Annotated in this window: 13 protein-coding genes; 5 read left to right on the forward strand and 8 right to left on the reverse strand. The window is 66.4% G+C overall.

Going from position 1 to position 14,393, the window contains the following annotated elements; translation table 11 throughout:
- Nucleotides 1-10: 10 nt before the first annotated feature.
- Complete coding sequence (nadA, locus tag DY468_RS11725; protein ID WP_164604989.1) at nt 11-1,123, reverse strand: quinolinate synthase NadA; 1,113 nt, start codon at nt 1,121-1,123, stop codon at nt 11-13.
- A gap of 354 nt (nt 1,124-1,477) precedes the next feature.
- Here nadA and acuI point away from each other — a divergent pair, with 354 nt between their 5' ends.
- Nucleotides 1,478-2,464: an acrylyl-CoA reductase (NADPH) gene (acuI, locus tag DY468_RS11730; RefSeq protein ID WP_164604990.1), complete on the forward strand. Its 987-nt coding sequence runs from the start codon at nt 1,478-1,480 to the stop codon at nt 2,462-2,464.
- A 114-nt stretch (nt 2,465-2,578) separates the two neighbouring features.
- On the forward strand, nt 2,579-3,178 hold the full coding sequence (locus DY468_RS11735; protein WP_164604991.1) for a hypothetical protein: 600 nt from the start codon (nt 2,579-2,581) through the stop codon (nt 3,176-3,178).
- A 65-nt stretch (nt 3,179-3,243) separates the two neighbouring features.
- Here the strand turns inward: DY468_RS11735 and DY468_RS11740 are convergent, their stop codons facing one another.
- The gene (locus DY468_RS11740; protein ID WP_349644270.1) at nt 3,244-4,569 is read right to left on the reverse strand and encodes an aminotransferase-like domain-containing protein; all 1,326 of its coding nucleotides are present in this window, start codon (nt 4,567-4,569) and stop codon (nt 3,244-3,246) included.
- Between the two features lie 389 nt (nt 4,570-4,958).
- Between DY468_RS11740 and DY468_RS11745 the strand changes: the two genes are divergently transcribed.
- Nucleotides 4,959-5,702, forward strand: a complete 744-nt coding sequence (locus DY468_RS11745) for an alanyl-tRNA editing protein (RefSeq protein ID WP_164604992.1) — start codon at nt 4,959-4,961, stop codon at nt 5,700-5,702.
- Nucleotides 5,703-5,704: 2 nt separating this feature from the next.
- Here the strand turns inward: DY468_RS11745 and DY468_RS11750 are convergent, their stop codons facing one another.
- From DY468_RS11750 to DY468_RS11765, 4 genes are all read right to left on the reverse strand, one after another.
- Complete coding sequence (locus tag DY468_RS11750) at nt 5,705-8,398, reverse strand: DUF2339 domain-containing protein (protein WP_164604993.1); 2,694 nt, start codon at nt 8,396-8,398, stop codon at nt 5,705-5,707.
- Between the two features lie 51 nt (nt 8,399-8,449).
- Nucleotides 8,450-9,430: an NUDIX hydrolase gene (locus DY468_RS11755; RefSeq protein WP_164604994.1), complete on the reverse strand. Its 981-nt coding sequence runs from the start codon at nt 9,428-9,430 to the stop codon at nt 8,450-8,452.
- Entirely contained in the window at nt 9,427-9,933 is a 507-nt protein-coding gene (locus DY468_RS11760; protein ID WP_164604995.1) for a tyrosine phosphatase family protein, read from the reverse strand. Before DY468_RS11760 ends, DY468_RS11755 begins: the two co-directional genes overlap by 4 nt.
- 65 nt (nt 9,934-9,998) lie before the next feature.
- A complete protein-coding gene (locus DY468_RS11765; RefSeq protein WP_164604996.1) occupies nt 9,999-10,616 on the reverse strand; it encodes a YfbR-like 5'-deoxynucleotidase in 618 nt (205 codons plus the stop codon).
- A gap of 183 nt (nt 10,617-10,799) precedes the next feature.
- On the opposite strand from DY468_RS11765, the gene DY468_RS11770 reads away from it, so the two are divergent.
- On the forward strand, nt 10,800-10,961 hold the full coding sequence (locus tag DY468_RS11770) for a hypothetical protein (RefSeq protein ID WP_164604982.1): 162 nt from the start codon (nt 10,800-10,802) through the stop codon (nt 10,959-10,961).
- A gap of 6 nt (nt 10,962-10,967) precedes the next feature.
- Here the strand turns inward: DY468_RS11770 and DY468_RS11775 are convergent, their stop codons facing one another.
- On the reverse strand, nt 10,968-11,624 hold the full coding sequence (locus tag DY468_RS11775) for a DNA-3-methyladenine glycosylase I (protein WP_164604997.1): 657 nt from the start codon (nt 11,622-11,624) through the stop codon (nt 10,968-10,970).
- Nucleotides 11,621-12,502: a CAF17-like 4Fe-4S cluster assembly/insertion protein YgfZ gene (ygfZ, locus tag DY468_RS11780; protein WP_164604998.1), complete on the reverse strand. Its 882-nt coding sequence runs from the start codon at nt 12,500-12,502 to the stop codon at nt 11,621-11,623. The genes DY468_RS11775 and ygfZ overlap by 4 nt, the downstream gene beginning before the upstream one ends.
- A 147-nt stretch (nt 12,503-12,649) precedes the next feature.
- On the opposite strand from ygfZ, the gene DY468_RS11785 reads away from it, so the two are divergent.
- On the forward strand, nt 12,650-13,984 hold the full coding sequence (locus DY468_RS11785; RefSeq protein WP_164604999.1) for a dihydroorotase: 1,335 nt from the start codon (nt 12,650-12,652) through the stop codon (nt 13,982-13,984).
- Nucleotides 13,985-14,393: the final 409 nt, after the last annotated feature.

A 14,393-nucleotide genomic window follows, 5' to 3' on the forward strand; every position in this document is an offset into this window, starting at 1 on the left:
GCCTACAGGCTCAGTTGTTCAGGTTGATCATCCGCTCAACCGAGCGCCGAGCCGGCGCGATGATGGCGGGATCGACCGTCACTTCCTCACGCAGGTACACCAGGCTGTCGAGGATCTTCGCCAGCGTGATCCGCTTCATGTGCGGGCACAGATTGCACGGCCGCACCATTTCGACGTCGCGCAGCTCGGCCTGGACGTTGTCGGCCATCGAGCACTCGGTGATCATCACCACGCGCTTGGGGTGCTTGGTTCTGACCCAGTCGATCATGTGCGCGGTCGAGCCGGTGAAGTCGGCTTCGGCCAGCACGTCCGGCGGGCATTCCGGATGCGCGATGATCTTCACGCTCGGATCGGCCTCGCGATAGACGCGCAGCTCGTCGCCGGTGAAGCGCTCGTGCACTTCGCAGGCGCCCTTCCAGGCAATGATCTTCACCTTGGTCTGGGAGGCGACGTACTTCGCCAGATACTGATCCGGCACCATGATCACGCGGTCGACGCCGAGGCTTTCCACCACCCGCACGGCGTTGGACGAAGTGCAGCAGATGTCGACCTCGGCCTTCACGTCCGCGGACGTGTTGACGTAAGCCACGACGGGCACGCCGGGGAATTTTTCGCGCAGCAGACGGACGTCCGCGCCGGTGATCGACGAGGCGAGCGAGCAGCCGGCGCGAGAATCCGGGATCAGCACGCGCTTCTCCGGGTTCAGGATCTTCGAGGTCTCGGCCATGAAGTGCACGCCGCACTGCACGATGGTCGAAGCCTTCACCTTGGTGGCTTCGATCGCGAGCTGCAGCGAGTCGCCGACGATGTCGGCGACGCAGTGGAAGATTTCCGGCGTCTGGTAGTTGTGCGCCAGGATCACGGCGTCGCGCTCGCGCTTCAGCTCGTTGATCGCCTTGATGTAGGGCGCCATGAACGGCCATTCGACCGGCGGGATGACGTTCTGCACCTTCGCATACAGATGCGCGGTCGCAGCTTCGACGTCCGGTGTCCAATCGAGCGACGGCATCGGCAGCGCGCGCGCCTTCTCCGCGACGCTCAGCGGTGCGCGAATCAGTGCCCCCTGGCGCGCGTGCGGCGGCAGGCCAAAATTCTCGGGGCCATAGAGTTCAGCAAGCGGCATCGACGCCTCCCCTGGTACGTGACCCAATATATACTCAATTTGAGCATATTCCGGGCTTGAGAAATCCGGCCACGAAGGGCCGGCATCCTTCCATCCGCTGCGCTTTGAACCGCTTCCTCGAGCTTCCCGCGCCAGCGGGCCCCGCTTCTGGAACTCATGAGGAAACGACTTATCCTCATTAAGAGCAAATCTAATATAACACGCGCAGTCGGGTTCCGCCAGAGGCCGAAAGAGCTAAATCGTCACAGCAGGGTCACGCAATTGCATCGCTGCGGCGCACCGTGACCTTTACAGGCGGCCATCTGGTTCTCTAACTCACGTCGGCACTGACAACCACAATTCAAGGGGAGTGGAATGGCGACGTTCAAGGCAATCAGGATCGACAAGGCCGAGAAAGGCACGACGGCAGCGCTGACCCAGTTCGACGAAGCCGAGCTGATGGATGGCGATGTCACCGTGGCGGTCGAATGGTCGACCCTGAACTACAAGGACGGTCTCGCCGTCACCGGCAAGGCGCCTGTGGTGCGCCGCTTCCCGATGATCGCCGGCATCGATTTCGCCGGCACTGTCCTGGAATCCACCCATCCCGACTGGAAGGCCGGCGACAAGGTGGTGTGCAACGGCTGGGGCATGGGCGAAACCCATCTCGGCGCCTATGCGGAGAAAGCCCGCGTCAAAGGCGACTGGCTGGTGCGCTTGCCGCAATCCCTGAGCGCGCGTGACGCGATGGCGATCGGCACCGCCGGCTACACCGCGATGCTGAGCGTGCTGGCGCTGGAGAAGCACGGCCTGACCCCGAAGGACGGTCCGGTGGTCGTCACCGGCGCGGCTGGCGGCGTCGGTTCGGTGGCGATCGCGCTGCTGTCGAAGCTCGGCTATCACGTCATCGCGTCGACCGGCCGTGCGTCCGAAGAGGCTTACTTGCGTCAGCTCGGCGCTGCCGAGATCATCGACCGCAACGAATTGTCCGGCCCGGCCAAGCCGCTGGCGAAAGAACGATGGGCCGGTGGTATCGACAGCGTCGGTTCGACCACGCTGGCCAATCTGTTGGCGATGACCAAGTATCGCGGCGCCATCGCGGCCTGCGGCCTTGCCGCCGGCATGGACCTGCCCAGCTCGGTCGCCCCGTTCATTTTGCGCGGAGTGTGTCTTTACGGCATCGACTCGGTGATGTGCCCGCTGCCCGACCGCAAACGCGCCTGGGAGCGGCTCGCCACCGACCTCGATCCGGCAAAACTCGCGGAAATCACGCAGGAAATCAGCCTCGACCAGGTCATCGAGGCCGGCGCCAAGGTGCTCGCTGGCCAGGTCCGCGGCCGCATCGTGGTGAAAATTACGTAGGGGATCGGTTACTTCGTTCAGACTTTACCAACCAAGCTGCGCCATTCTTGCCTCAGTTTGTATGGTAAGGATCGGGTTAAACGAGTTCCACCCGCTCCCAGTAGGAGTACAGGCATGTTTGCGCGTTTCGTCTTCGGCACCGTGATCTCAGGTGCTGTAGTCCTTCCGGCGATGGCCGGTTCGATGAATGCGGACGAGGCGCGCAAATTTGTCGCCAACAAGGTGTTCGCCTTCACCTGCTTCGATGGAACACGCGGCGCAGGCCGCGTGTTCGATGACGGCGGCGCTGCCGGCCAAGTCCAGTTCTCCGGCTCCGGCCCCAACCGCTTCATGCGCCTGCCGGGCAACACGCTGCAGGTCCGCGGCGAGTCAATCTGCGCATCGATCAAGGGCATCCCGTTCGAGCCCTGCTTCAATCTCAACAAGACCAGCGAGCGCAGCTTCCGTGGCTCGGTGTCGGGGATGGGCTTTGCCTACTGTGACTTCCGTCACTCCGGCCGAATCCAGCTCGCCCGCGCGATTTCGCACTCGCATACGCAGAGCCGCCCACGCTCGCTGCATGCCCCCGGTGTTCAGCAGCGCGCCGAAGTGACCGCCAGCGTGCCGGTACCGCGCGTCGAGTCGGCCCGGCTCGATCCGCCCAAGGCGGACAACGTCAAGGCCGAAACCGCCAAGGTCGAAGCCGCATCCGAACTGCGCCGCTCGACGGACTAACTGAAACCGTCCGCCCGCCGCCCGCATCACGTTTCAGAGTCGGCGGCCTTGTCATGCGGGCCGTGTCACGCGGGCCATGTCACGCCGATCGCTGCGAGCCGGTCCAATGCGCGGCCGAGTTCAGCGCGCGTCTGTGCTGCAGTCAGGCTGATCCGAATCCGCGCCGGCGCCTCGCGAGTAACCGCGAAGGTCGCGGCCGAGACGACCTCGACACCGACAGCTCGGCAAGCGGCCACCGGATCTGCCATCTCCGGCGGCACCGCGAGCCACGCATGCGGCGACGGCGTCGAGCTGCTCGTTCGACAATTCGGCAGAACGCGGCGTGCGAGCCGGTGGCGAACACCTACCTCGTCGCGCTGCCATTCGGCGCGGCGCAGGGCGGTGCCGTCTTCCATCCATCGGCAGGCAATCTCCGCCATCAAGGGCGCCAACGGCCAGAGCGTCGTCTGCGGTTCGGCCGCGACGGCGCGCGCGACCGGTCCGGCCCCCGCAACTAATCCGAAGCGCAGGCCGGCGGCCACCGACTTCGAGAAACTCGTGACCAGTGTGCAGCGGTTCGGCAGCAGCGTCGCCAAAGGCGGCGTTGCCGCCAGCGCGCCGTAGATATCGTCTTCGATAATCTGCAGATCGCGCCGCTCGGCGATCCCGGCCAGCTCGGCACGCCGCGCTTCGCTCATCGTCGCACCCGTCGGATTCTGCAACGCAGGAACCAGCACCACGACGCGCGCCGATGTCGCCCGCGCGGCGCGGTCGAGCGCCTCCGGCAAGATTCCCTGCGCGTCCATCGCGACGCCATGTAGCGGCAGACCGAGCTGGCGGGCCAATGCCTTGATACCAGGGAAGGTCATCTCCTCGACCAGCACCGGTTCGCCGGCCGTGCAGATGGCGAGCAGCACCGCGAGCAATGCCTGCTGTGCGCCTGCCGTCGGCACGATGTCGGTGGGACGCAATTCGAGACCGCGCGCGGCGACCCAACTCGCTGCGGTCGCGCGGCTGCGGGCAATGGGCGCGGGTGTCGGGTGATCGAGCGCGGCAGCCAATCCTCCATCGCGTGCGATGTCCGCCAGAGCCAGATCCAGATCTGTGGTGGACGGATCGATTGCCGGAACGTTGGTGGAGAGATCGATGAGGTGCGGAGCAGAGTTGTCGTTCGGCTTCTTGAGCACGAACAGGACAGCTTCGCGGCTTTCGGACAGCACGTAGGTGCCGCGTCCGACTTCGCCGGAAATCAGATGTCTCCGGGTCGCTTCGGCGTAAGCCCGCGACACCGTGCTGACATTAAGCTCGAGGCTCCAGGCGAGTTCACGATGGGTGGGGAGACGGTCTCCCGGTCGCAACGCGCCGGTCGCGATCGCCTCGGCCAGAGCCTCGACGATGGCGACGTAGCGCACGGGATGTCTGCCGGTAATGTCGGGTATCCACATTGTTTGCCAGACAATGTTTTGATTGACCCGCACAATGCGTCTGCAGATGATGCAAATCAACCTCTGGTCGTGTTGTTAGTTCGGCCAAGAGGGACGCGTGGTGCGAGCCGCTGAGCAGGAGGTCGCATGGTAACATCCCGGCCGTGTTCCTCATGAAAATCGATGCACCACGTTCGAGGTGTGTTCAGGACTAGTCCCGGCCTGATTCGCCTCTGATACCAACGATCCAAACGCAATGAGATCCGGAGCGCGATTGAATCTCCGGCGGTGGCCGCGCTGCGCGCGACATCGCCAGAGCACGGCTGTCGCGTGGGCTCACCCGATCGCCCATACTGTTTGTCCGCAACCGAGGCGCCATGACTATCGTCCCCACGATCAAGCTGTTCGAAACCGATGCCTATGTTCGGGAACTGGAGACGACGATCGTCGACCAGTCCGATACTGGCGTGTGTCTCGAGAAGACGATCTTCTATGCGGAGAGTGGCGGCCAGCCGGGTGATATCGGCGAATTGGTCCTGGACGGCGGCGAGCCGCTGCTCGTCGCCGATACGCAATATATCCCCGGCCGTCTCCGGATTGCTCATGTCCTGGCGACGCCGCCTGACCGGAGCCTGATCGGCGCCAAGGTGCTGGCCCGGATCGATTGGGAGAGGCGATACCGGCTGATGCGTCTCCACACCGCTCTGCACCTGTTGTGCAGTCTCGTCGATGCGCCGGTGACGGGATGCGCGATCTATCCCGATTATGCGCGTCTCGATTTCGATATCGAGGCACCGCTCGATCGTCAGCTATTGACGGACCGCATCAATGCGCTGGTCGGCAGCGATCTGCCGGTCGAGATTCAGCACCTGAGTGGCGACGAGATGTCGGCCATGCCGTCGCTGGTACGAACAGTTCAGGCTGCGCCGCCGCAGACTGGCAGGCAGCTTCGACTGGTGAGCATCGGCGACATCGACCGGCAGCCGTGTGGCGGCACTCATGTGGAATCGACCGGCGAGATTGCAGGCCTCACTGTAACCAGCGTCGAGAAGAAGGGACGCCGCAACAGGCGCGTCAAGATCGCCCTTGCGGCTTCAACCGAGCCCTCGACCGCCGGCTGAGGTCAATCGTCACTCGGTCGATTCGACGACGAGTCCGGCGGCGGCTGCAATGGCGCAGTCGCCGCCGCAGCGGGGCGCGTCCGGAACAGGATGCGCTGATACAGCCAGCCGATCGCCACCAGCACCACGCCGAGGCCCATGAACGACAGAGCGCGGTACACGCCGGTCAGTGTCGACATGTCGATCAGGAAGGCTTTGCAGATCGTCAGCCCGATCACCACCGCCGACGCCAGACGCGCGCGCTGCGAGTCGAACACAAGACCGGCACCCAGCAGCAGCACGCCGCAGCCGAGCCAGGCCAGCGAGTAGGTGTACTGTTCGGCGTCGCTCGGATCGCCGAGCGACAGCACGGGGCCTTGATACAGCCGCCGGATTTCCAGCGTCACGTAAGCGAGCCCCATGATCAGCGCCAATGCGGCGAAGCCGTTGGCGTAGGCCGGGCGCCGCACGCCCGCCACCGCGTAGGACAACAGCAGCGCCAGCACGGCCGGCAGCGCATAGCCGAGCAGCAGGCTGTTGATCACAACGCCACCGATATAGTTCGACCAGAACGCGGGGTTCTCCAGCAGCAACAGGCCGAAAACGCTGCCCAGCGTCGCGAAGATCGCCAGCACGATAGCGGCGACGTTGTGCACCGGGCTGTGGCTGCGCAGCCGCAGCCGTTCGAGGCCGATCGCCATTGCCAGCGTCACGCAGACCTGCAGCGCGACCTCGGTCAATCCCGCGTTGTCGCGATAGACATCGCCGCCATTGACGGCGTGGCGGATCTCCATGAACGCCAGCAGCACGGTGAACAGGATCGCCGCCGATTCCACCATGCGGAGCGGCTTGTCGTCGCCGCGCCGGCGCATCCAGATGCTGGCGAGCCAGAACGAGGCCGCCGGCACGCCGTAGCCCCACAGCAGCCAGTTGAACACCGGCGTGGTGCCGACCGCGTCGCCGACGATCCTTGGTTCATAGCCGATCCGCGCCACCACGATGCCGGCGAGGATCGCGGTGAGCCAGCGCAGGAACGGGATCGGGCGCTGCAGCGAGATCCACGCGGTCGCCGCGGCCATCAGCGCCAGCGCGATGGTGAGCCAGCCCTTCTCCAGCGCAAAGGTCAGCGCCAGCGCCAAGGCGGCGAGCGTTCCGGTCGCGAACAGCGCGATCGAAATCTGCAGCCCGGGCCGGTTGTCGCGTTTGCTCAGCCGTTCGGTCGCCAGACCGAACACAGCCGCGAGCACAACAGCGACGATCGTGAACGGAATCGAGCGATCGAGATGTGCGATCCGCGCGTACAGCGCGATCACCAGCGCCAGCGGTGCGAACACCCCCGAGGCCGCCCAGATCACCGGCACACCGGCGTTCGGGGAACGGCCTTGAGCCAGGATGCCAAAGCCTGCAAAGCCGAGGCCGAACACGGCGGCGGCGATCAGATGGGTGGTCACTGCGCCTGCCAGCGGATCGGCGCCGATGCCCGGCAGCGCGCCGCCCGGCAGCACCAGCAGGTCGGGATTGCTGCGCACCACCCAGGACAGGAACACCAGGCCGACCAGAGCCGCAGCGGCTCCGACCGCGGCGGTCGCGGCTGCCGCGCGCCAGGCGATGGCGAGCGTCGCGGCAATCAGCACCGCAAACACCAGCAGCGCCGCATCGCTGTGCGCGCTGGCGACGACGATCAGCGCGGCACCGAGCAGATAGGTCGCGAGCGATGCCGACGAGACCGGTTCGATCCGGCCCGGCTCGATCGACGGTCCGAACAGCAGGCCGCACACCACCAGCAGCGCGGCGAGCACGAAGCCGGTCACGACATGGAACGCATGCGGGGCCACCAGTGTCTCCAGGCCTTCGAGGCCGGGCAGCGTCCACAGCAGCGCAAGTACGACCGTCGTCACCGCCAGCCATCGCCACAGCCGGATGCGCGCGAGCCCGAACGAGGCGGCGGTCACGACGGCGAGATAGATGTACAGCGCCCAGTAATCGGGCTCGCCCGACGACACCAGCACCGGCGTCGCGAAGCCGGCGACGACGCCGAGCCCGGCGAGCGCCGGTCCGTGCAGCAGCGCTGCGGCCATCGTGCCGAGTGCGACGAGGCCGAGCAGGATGAAGGCGGTCGCGGGGACGAGGAAATCATACAGCGCGTAGGCCGCATACACGGTCGCGAACGCCACCGCGGTGCCGGCTGCGGTGAGGATCGCCGGAATGTTGGCGATCGGCAGCGCGGCGAGTTGCGCCACGCTTTCCTTGCGGCGGGTCCATTCGCCGGCGATCAGCAGCGCCAGCGCGAACAGGCCGCCGAGCAACACGCGCACGCCGGGGCCGAGCAAGCCCTGCTCGATCGAGTAGCGCACCATGAAGAAGCCGCCGAGCGCCAGCGTGAGGCCGCCGACCCACACCACCCAACGTGTGCCGATCCGCTCCTCGAAGCCGGGCTTCTCCGGCTCGGGCGCCGTCGCGACGGGCTTCGTTTTGGGCGGAGACGGTTGGGCTGCAGCGATCGTTGCAGCAAGCTCCGGCACCGGCTCGACATCCGGGGCCAGCGGCGCCTCGTTGACTGCGGCAGGCGGAGCCTTGGCGGCCTGCGGTGCTGCCGGGAGCGGTTGTCCAGCCGCAAGGGCGTCGAGCCGGGCGCGCAGTTCGCGGATCTGGGTCTGTCCCTTGCGGGCGGTCACCAAGGCGACGATGGCGATCGCGAAAGCGAGTAGTTCGAACATCCAACCTCCAGGCGAGCGGCCCGGACGGTGGGGCGTTTCGCGTTGACCTTATTACCGCCGGCCGCGCACGCGCAGGCCGGGGGCGGGGCGTTCCTGCAGCACCTCGCGGCGGAAGCGGAACAGCGCGGCGGGACGCCCGCCGGTTCGTGTCGACATCTCGCCGGTCGGTTCGACCAGCGCGCCGGCTTCCACCAGGCGGCGGAAATTCTGCTTGTGCAAATGGCGGCCGGAGATCGCTTCGACCGTATGCTGCAATTCGGTGAGTGTGAACTCGGGCGGGAGAAGTTCGAAGACTACCGGGCGGTATTTCAGCTTGGCGCGCAGCCGCGCGATCGCGGTCGCGAGGATGCGGCGGTGATCGAACCGCATCGCCATGCCGAGCATCGGCATCTTGCTGCGCGACAGCGCCGCGGGGCGGCCGTCGCGGCGCGCCTCCTCGATCAGCCCCGCCTCGTACAATAGCTCGTAGCGGTCGAGCACGCGCTCCTCGTCCCAAGGCGCGCCATCCATGCCGAAGAACAGCCGCACGCGGTCCTTGCGCGCCAGCGCCCGCGCCGTATCCGGCTCCTCGGCCTGCGCCGCCCAGGCGGTGAGTTCGGGAATGATGTCGCGCGCGATGATCGCGGGCTGCTGCTCGCGCCAGTCTTCCCACGGGAAGAAGCGGTACCACGGCTCGAAGGTGGCGCCCGCCGCGCGTGCGGCGTTGTCGGCGGCGCGGGTCAGCGCCAGATAGCCGATCGAGGCGACGTGGACCTCGGTGTCGCCGAGCCGCGCGTGACGGCCGCGGTCGCCGAAGGTGTAGAGCTGCTCGACATAGCCGAGCCGCAGCCCGGTCTGCTCTTCCACCCAGGCTCGCAGACCGATTTCGAGGGTGCGGTGGGTGATGGCGTCGAACGGGCCGTAGGGCAGGCCGGCGCCGCCGCTGCCGCCCGAGGCGGTCAGGATCATCGGCTCGTTGGCCTCGATCGCGACGATCGCCGCGGTCAGGCCTATCTCGATCGGAACCGTCGCCTTCTCGCTGACCTCGCTCATTCGAGGTCGACGCGGAACGGCACGCCCTCGATGCTGAGATCGCCGGGCCCGATCGCCTCGAGGGCGCGCAGCATCCGTCCCTGCCGCCCCAGCGCCCGGTCGGCGAGTGCCACGATCAGCCGATTCGGCGATGCGCAGGGCGAGGCGCGGCGGATCTGACGGGCGATCGTCACCTCGTCGCGGAGCGGATTGAGCGCGCAGGCGGCGGCGAACGCGCTGGCGGTGGAGCGGCTGATCCCGGCGTAGCAATGCACCACCAGCGGAGCCGATCGGTCCCAGCCCCGGACGAAATCGAGCACCCGGGTGATGTGCTCGAGGTTCGGCGCGTTGAAGCCGTCCATCACCTCGGTGATGTCGTCCATCTCGATGCGCAGATGGTTGGCCTCCAGCACCGAGGCTGGCCGCTGCACCTGGCCGACATTGGCCATCACCGAGAGCACATGGCTGGCCTCGGTCGCCGCAACGGTCGGATGCAGGGCTGCGAGCGAGCAGACGTGAATCATGGGCCTTTCCGAAGTTGGCGCAATCCTAATCCTGCGCCGCGGGCGGTGAAAGCGCGATGACGGCCTCAATCCTGGAGGCTCTGGAACCGGGCCAGCAGCCGCTTTTCGGCCTTTCCGGCCGGCCACGGCGTCAGATAGTCCTCGACCATCGCCTCCGGCAGTCCCGGATCGTTGCCGAACAGCCGCTTGGCCTCGGCCTTGGTGAAGCCGGCCAAATGGGTCGCTTCGAGGTAGGCGGAGCCGCGGTCGGCGGCCTTGATCTGGCGTTCGATCGCCTCGTCCAGCACCGCCGGCAGGCCGAAGCGAATGTGGATCGCGCCGAGCAGGCGCTTTTCCACCCGCTTGTAGGATTCGCCGATCACCGCCTTGAATGGCGAGATCATGTCGCCGATCACGTATTCCGGTGCGTCATGGAGGAGAGCCGCGAGCCGCAGCCTGGCGTCGATCCGCGGGTTCTTCTCGCGCATCACCGCCTCGACCAGCAGCGTGTGCTGCGCCACCGAGAAAATATGCGCACCCGAGGTCTGGCCGTTCCACCGCGCCACCCGGGCGAGGCCGTGGGCGATGTCGGCGAATTCGACGTCGAGCGGCGACGGGTCGAGCAGGTCGAGCCTGCGGCCGGACAGCATCCGCTGCCAGACGCGGGGCGAAGCTTGCGGCGATTTCTTCGGCGAAGACGGCATGAGGATTCGAAACGAGACAATCTGAGCGGACGCGCCGCGGCGGCGGAGATGTGACCGCCATATAGGCAGCCTTGCCCGAACTAAGCCACCGTGTCGGCCCAGTTCTGCACGATCTTGAGAGTACGATCGATGTCCTTGTGCTGGTGGGCGTATTGCACCAATGGGGACGACACGATGGGGAGATTGGATCGCTGTGATGGGGAGCGGTTGCGGTGCGGTGATGCGGACGATCTGGCCGCACCCGCGGTGACGCCGCGGGATCTGAAGAAGGAAAACGAGGCGCTGAAGGAACTGGTCGTCAGCCTCTCCGAACTGGTGATGAAGCGTGTGGCCGATCGGCGCTGAGACAGCTCAGCGCTGACGCAAGGCAGGCTGCTTCGCCGGCGCCGCAGAACGCCGCGCCGGCTTCTTCATCGCTCCGCAGGTGGCGTGGCAGTGGCAGTCGACCAGATGGTCGTTGACCATCCCGACCGCCTGCATGAACGCGTACACGATCGTCGGACCGACGAACTTGAAACCGCGCCCCGCCAGCTCCTTGGAGATCTTCACCGACAGCGGTGTCGATGCCGGCACGCTCGCGGTGGTCTTGAATGTGTTCACCTTCGGCGCGCCGCCGACGAAGTCCCACAGCAGTTTCGAGAAGCCCGGACCTTCTTCCTGAATCTCAAGCCACGCTTTGGAGCTGCCGATCGCTCCTTCGATCTTGGCACGGTTGCGAACGATGCCGACGTCGTTCATCAGCGCAGCCACCTTGTCGGCGTCGTAGCGCGCAATCTTGGCCGGATCGAAATCGTCGAAGGCACGGCGGAAATTGTCGCGCTTGCGCAGGATGGTGATCCACGACAGCCCGGCCTGGAAGCCGTCGAGGATGAGCTTCTCGTACAGCGCGCGGTCGTCGTATTCCGGCACGCCCCATTCGGTGTCGTGATAGGCGACGTAGAGCGGATCGTCGCCCGGCCATGGGCAGCGGACGAGGCCGTCGGCACCGATACGTGCGGAGCGCGTCATGTCCCGGTCTTCCGCTGCGTCGGTGTCAGTTCGTCGGGATTGGCGATCTGCAAGGTGATGCCGGCTGCGCTGAGCGGCAGCGACGCCTCGCGTGCCTCGGCGACGCGGTCGATCCGCAGCAGTGCGAGCCCGCGGCCCGTGGCCGAGGATCCCATCGTGCCGACGCTCTTGTCGCCGGCGGTGATCTCGCTGCCCGGCTGCGGCGCGGCGCCGTCGAAGGTGACGCGCACGATGCGAGTGCGCGCGGTGCCGCGGTGGTGCATCCGCGACACCACTTCCTGGCCGATGTAGCAGCCCTTGCTGAAGTCGACGCCGTGCAGCCGGTCCATATTGGCTTCGTGCGGAAACGCGTCCGCATAGCCGAAGTCGAGGCCGCCGGCCGGGACGCCGCAAGCGATGCGATGCGCCTCGTACTCGTCCGCCGCCGCTATCGTGGCGCCGAGTGCTTCGGCGGTTGCGCTGGCCAGGATCTCAGGCACCAGGATGCGCCAGCCGAGCTGTTCGGCGCGGGGGTCGCGGAAGCCCATCTCCGGCGGCTGCGACGGTTCGCCGCCCCACAGGGCCAGCACGCCCAGCCGGTCCGACAGGTTCTCGATCAGCACCTTGGCGCGCAGCTTGTAGAATTTCAGCTTGGTGGCGAGCGCGTCCGTGAGCGGTTTCGGACAATCCAGCAGAAAGCCGCCGTCGTCCTCGGTCGGAAGCTCGGTGATCAGGAAATCGGTCACGACCTTGCCCTGCGGCGTCAGCAAGGCGCCGAATCGGCCGGAGCCGGGCTCCAGCTTGGTGAGGTCGGTGGTGACCAGACCGTTCAGCAGGTGCCGCGCGTCGGGGCCGCTGATCTTGAGAACGCCACGGTCGGCGAGGAAGGCTGCCTTCATTGATCTCTCTCGTGACGCCGGCCGGAAACATCCTTGCGTTCACGGTCCGGCCGACTAAGACATCCCAAAGTAGGCGGCCGGGCGCTGGTCAACAAGGCTTTGCAAGACCCGCGCCGTTCGGCTCCACAACGGGCACCCGAGGACGCGATGACCGGTACATTCGACATCATTCTGAAGGGCGGCACCATCGTCAACCAGGACGGCGAGGGCACCTCCGACATCGGCATCAAGGACGGCCGCATTGCCGCGCTCGGTTCGCTCGACACCGCAAAGGCGGGCGAGACGATCGATTGCCGCGGCCTGCATGTGCTGCCGGGCGTGATCGACACCCAGGTGCATTTCCGCGAGCCCGGCCTGACCCACAAGGAAGATCTCGAAACCGGCTCGCGCAGCGCCGTGATGGGCGGCGTGACCGCGGTGTTCGAGATGCCGAACACCAATCCGCTGACGATCACCGAAGAGACCTTCACCGACAAGGTGAAGCGCGCCGAGCATCGCATGCACTGCGACTTCGCGTTCTTCATCGGCGGCACCCGCGACAATGTCGAGGACCTGCCCAAGCTCGAGCGCGCCCGTGGCTGCGCCGGCGTCAAGGTGTTCATCGGCTCGTCGACCGGCAGCCTCTTGGTCGAGGACGACCCGAGCCTCAAGCGCATCCTGTCGGTGATTCAGCGCCGCGCCGCGTTTCACGCCGAGGACGAGTATCGCCTCAACGATCGCAAGGGCGAACGGATCGAGGGCGATCCGCGGTCGCATCCGGTGTGGCGCGACGACGTTGCCGCGTTGCAAGCGACGCAGCGGCTGGTCGCGATCGCGCGCGAGACCGGCAAGCGTATCCATGTGCTGCACGTGTCGACCCGGCAGGAGATGGAGTTTCTGCGCGAGCACAAGGATGTCGCGTCGGTCGAAGTGACGCCGCATCATCTGACGCTGGTGGCGCCGGAGTGCTACGATCGGCTCGGCACCAAAGCGCAGATGAATCCGCCGGTGCGCGATGCCTGGCACCGCGACGGCATCTGGCACGGGCTGGCGCAGGGCGTGGTCGACGTGCTCGGTTCCGATCACGCGCCGCATACGCTGGAAGAAAAGGCCAAGACCTATCCGGCCTCGCCCTCGGGCATGACCGGCGTGCAGACCTTGGTGCCGACCATGCTGGACCACGTCAATGCCGGCCGGCTGTCGCTGGCGCGCTTCGTCGATCTCACCAGCGCCGGCCCGGCGCGCTTGTTCAACATCGCCTGCAAGGGCCGCATCGCCGCGGGCTTCGATGCCGACTTCACGGTGGTCGATCTGAAGCGCAGCGAGACCATCACCAACGACTGGGTGGCCTCACGCGCCGGCTGGACTCCCTATGACGGCGTTCGCGTCACCGGCTGGCCGGTCGGCACCTTCGTGCGCGGCGCCCGGGTGATGTGGCAGGGCGAACTGACGACGCCGTCGCGCGGCGAGCCGGTGCGGTTTCTCGAGACGCTGAAGCCGTAAGTGGTCACGTCAGCCCAACAGTTTTGATTCCTGCGGCTACCGCGTCAGGTTCGGATAACTTGGCCTTGGCGAGATTGACGGCCGGACTACGCGACGTGCGAAGTACCGGGGCGGACGAAAGTTCCCGAGGCGGCCTGTAGTACTCGCCGATCCGCGCCTCGGACGAATACGTGTTTGTGAAAGCACAGAGTGCGGGGGCCGCCGATTGTGCGGATAGGCCCCCGCCGTCCACTCCGATCTTCCGGCCACCCGCTGCCATCGCGCTCTTCACCGATCACTTCAGTCTGCCCCCGCGTCGTTTTGTCCTCGGCTCCGGGGAACTCCGGTGGGGTATTTTGCGTATCCCCTGCACGATCATCCTCAGCGATGATCGGAGCCAGAATGATTCGGTTCGCGCCGGGTGCGCGGC

This window comes from Rhodopseudomonas sp. BR0M22 (genome assembly GCF_010907035.1).
Taxonomy (GTDB): domain Bacteria; phylum Pseudomonadota; class Alphaproteobacteria; order Rhizobiales; family Xanthobacteraceae; genus Rhodopseudomonas.

Bases quoted from the DNA above. Each gene is read 5' to 3' on its own strand.
- DY468_RS11775 (WP_164604997.1), bottom strand. From the start codon at position 11,624: ATGACGCGCTCCGCACGTATCGGTGCCGACGGCCTCGTCCGCTGCCCA.
- DY468_RS11755 (WP_164604994.1), bottom strand. From the start codon at position 9,430: ATGAGCGAGGTCAGCGAGAAGGCGACGGTTCCGATCGAGATAGGCCTG.
- ygfZ (WP_164604998.1), bottom strand. From the start codon at position 12,502: ATGAAGGCAGCCTTCCTCGCCGACCGTGGCGTTCTCAAGATCAGCGGC.
- DY468_RS11735 (WP_164604991.1), top strand. From the start codon at position 2,579: ATGTTTGCGCGTTTCGTCTTCGGCACCGTGATCTCAGGTGCTGTAGTC.
- DY468_RS11760 (WP_164604995.1), bottom strand. From the start codon at position 9,933: ATGATTCACGTCTGCTCGCTCGCAGCCCTGCATCCGACCGTTGCGGCG.
- DY468_RS11765 (WP_164604996.1), bottom strand. From the start codon at position 10,616: ATGCCGTCTTCGCCGAAGAAATCGCCGCAAGCTTCGCCCCGCGTCTGG.
- DY468_RS11745 (WP_164604992.1), top strand. From the start codon at position 4,959: ATGACTATCGTCCCCACGATCAAGCTGTTCGAAACCGATGCCTATGTT.
- DY468_RS11750 (WP_164604993.1), bottom strand. From the start codon at position 8,398: ATGTTCGAACTACTCGCTTTCGCGATCGCCATCGTCGCCTTGGTGACC.
- acuI (WP_164604990.1), top strand. From the start codon at position 1,478: ATGGCGACGTTCAAGGCAATCAGGATCGACAAGGCCGAGAAAGGCACG.
- DY468_RS11785 (WP_164604999.1), top strand. From the start codon at position 12,650: ATGACCGGTACATTCGACATCATTCTGAAGGGCGGCACCATCGTCAAC.
- nadA (WP_164604989.1), bottom strand. From the start codon at position 1,123: ATGCCGCTTGCTGAACTCTATGGCCCCGAGAATTTTGGCCTGCCGCCG.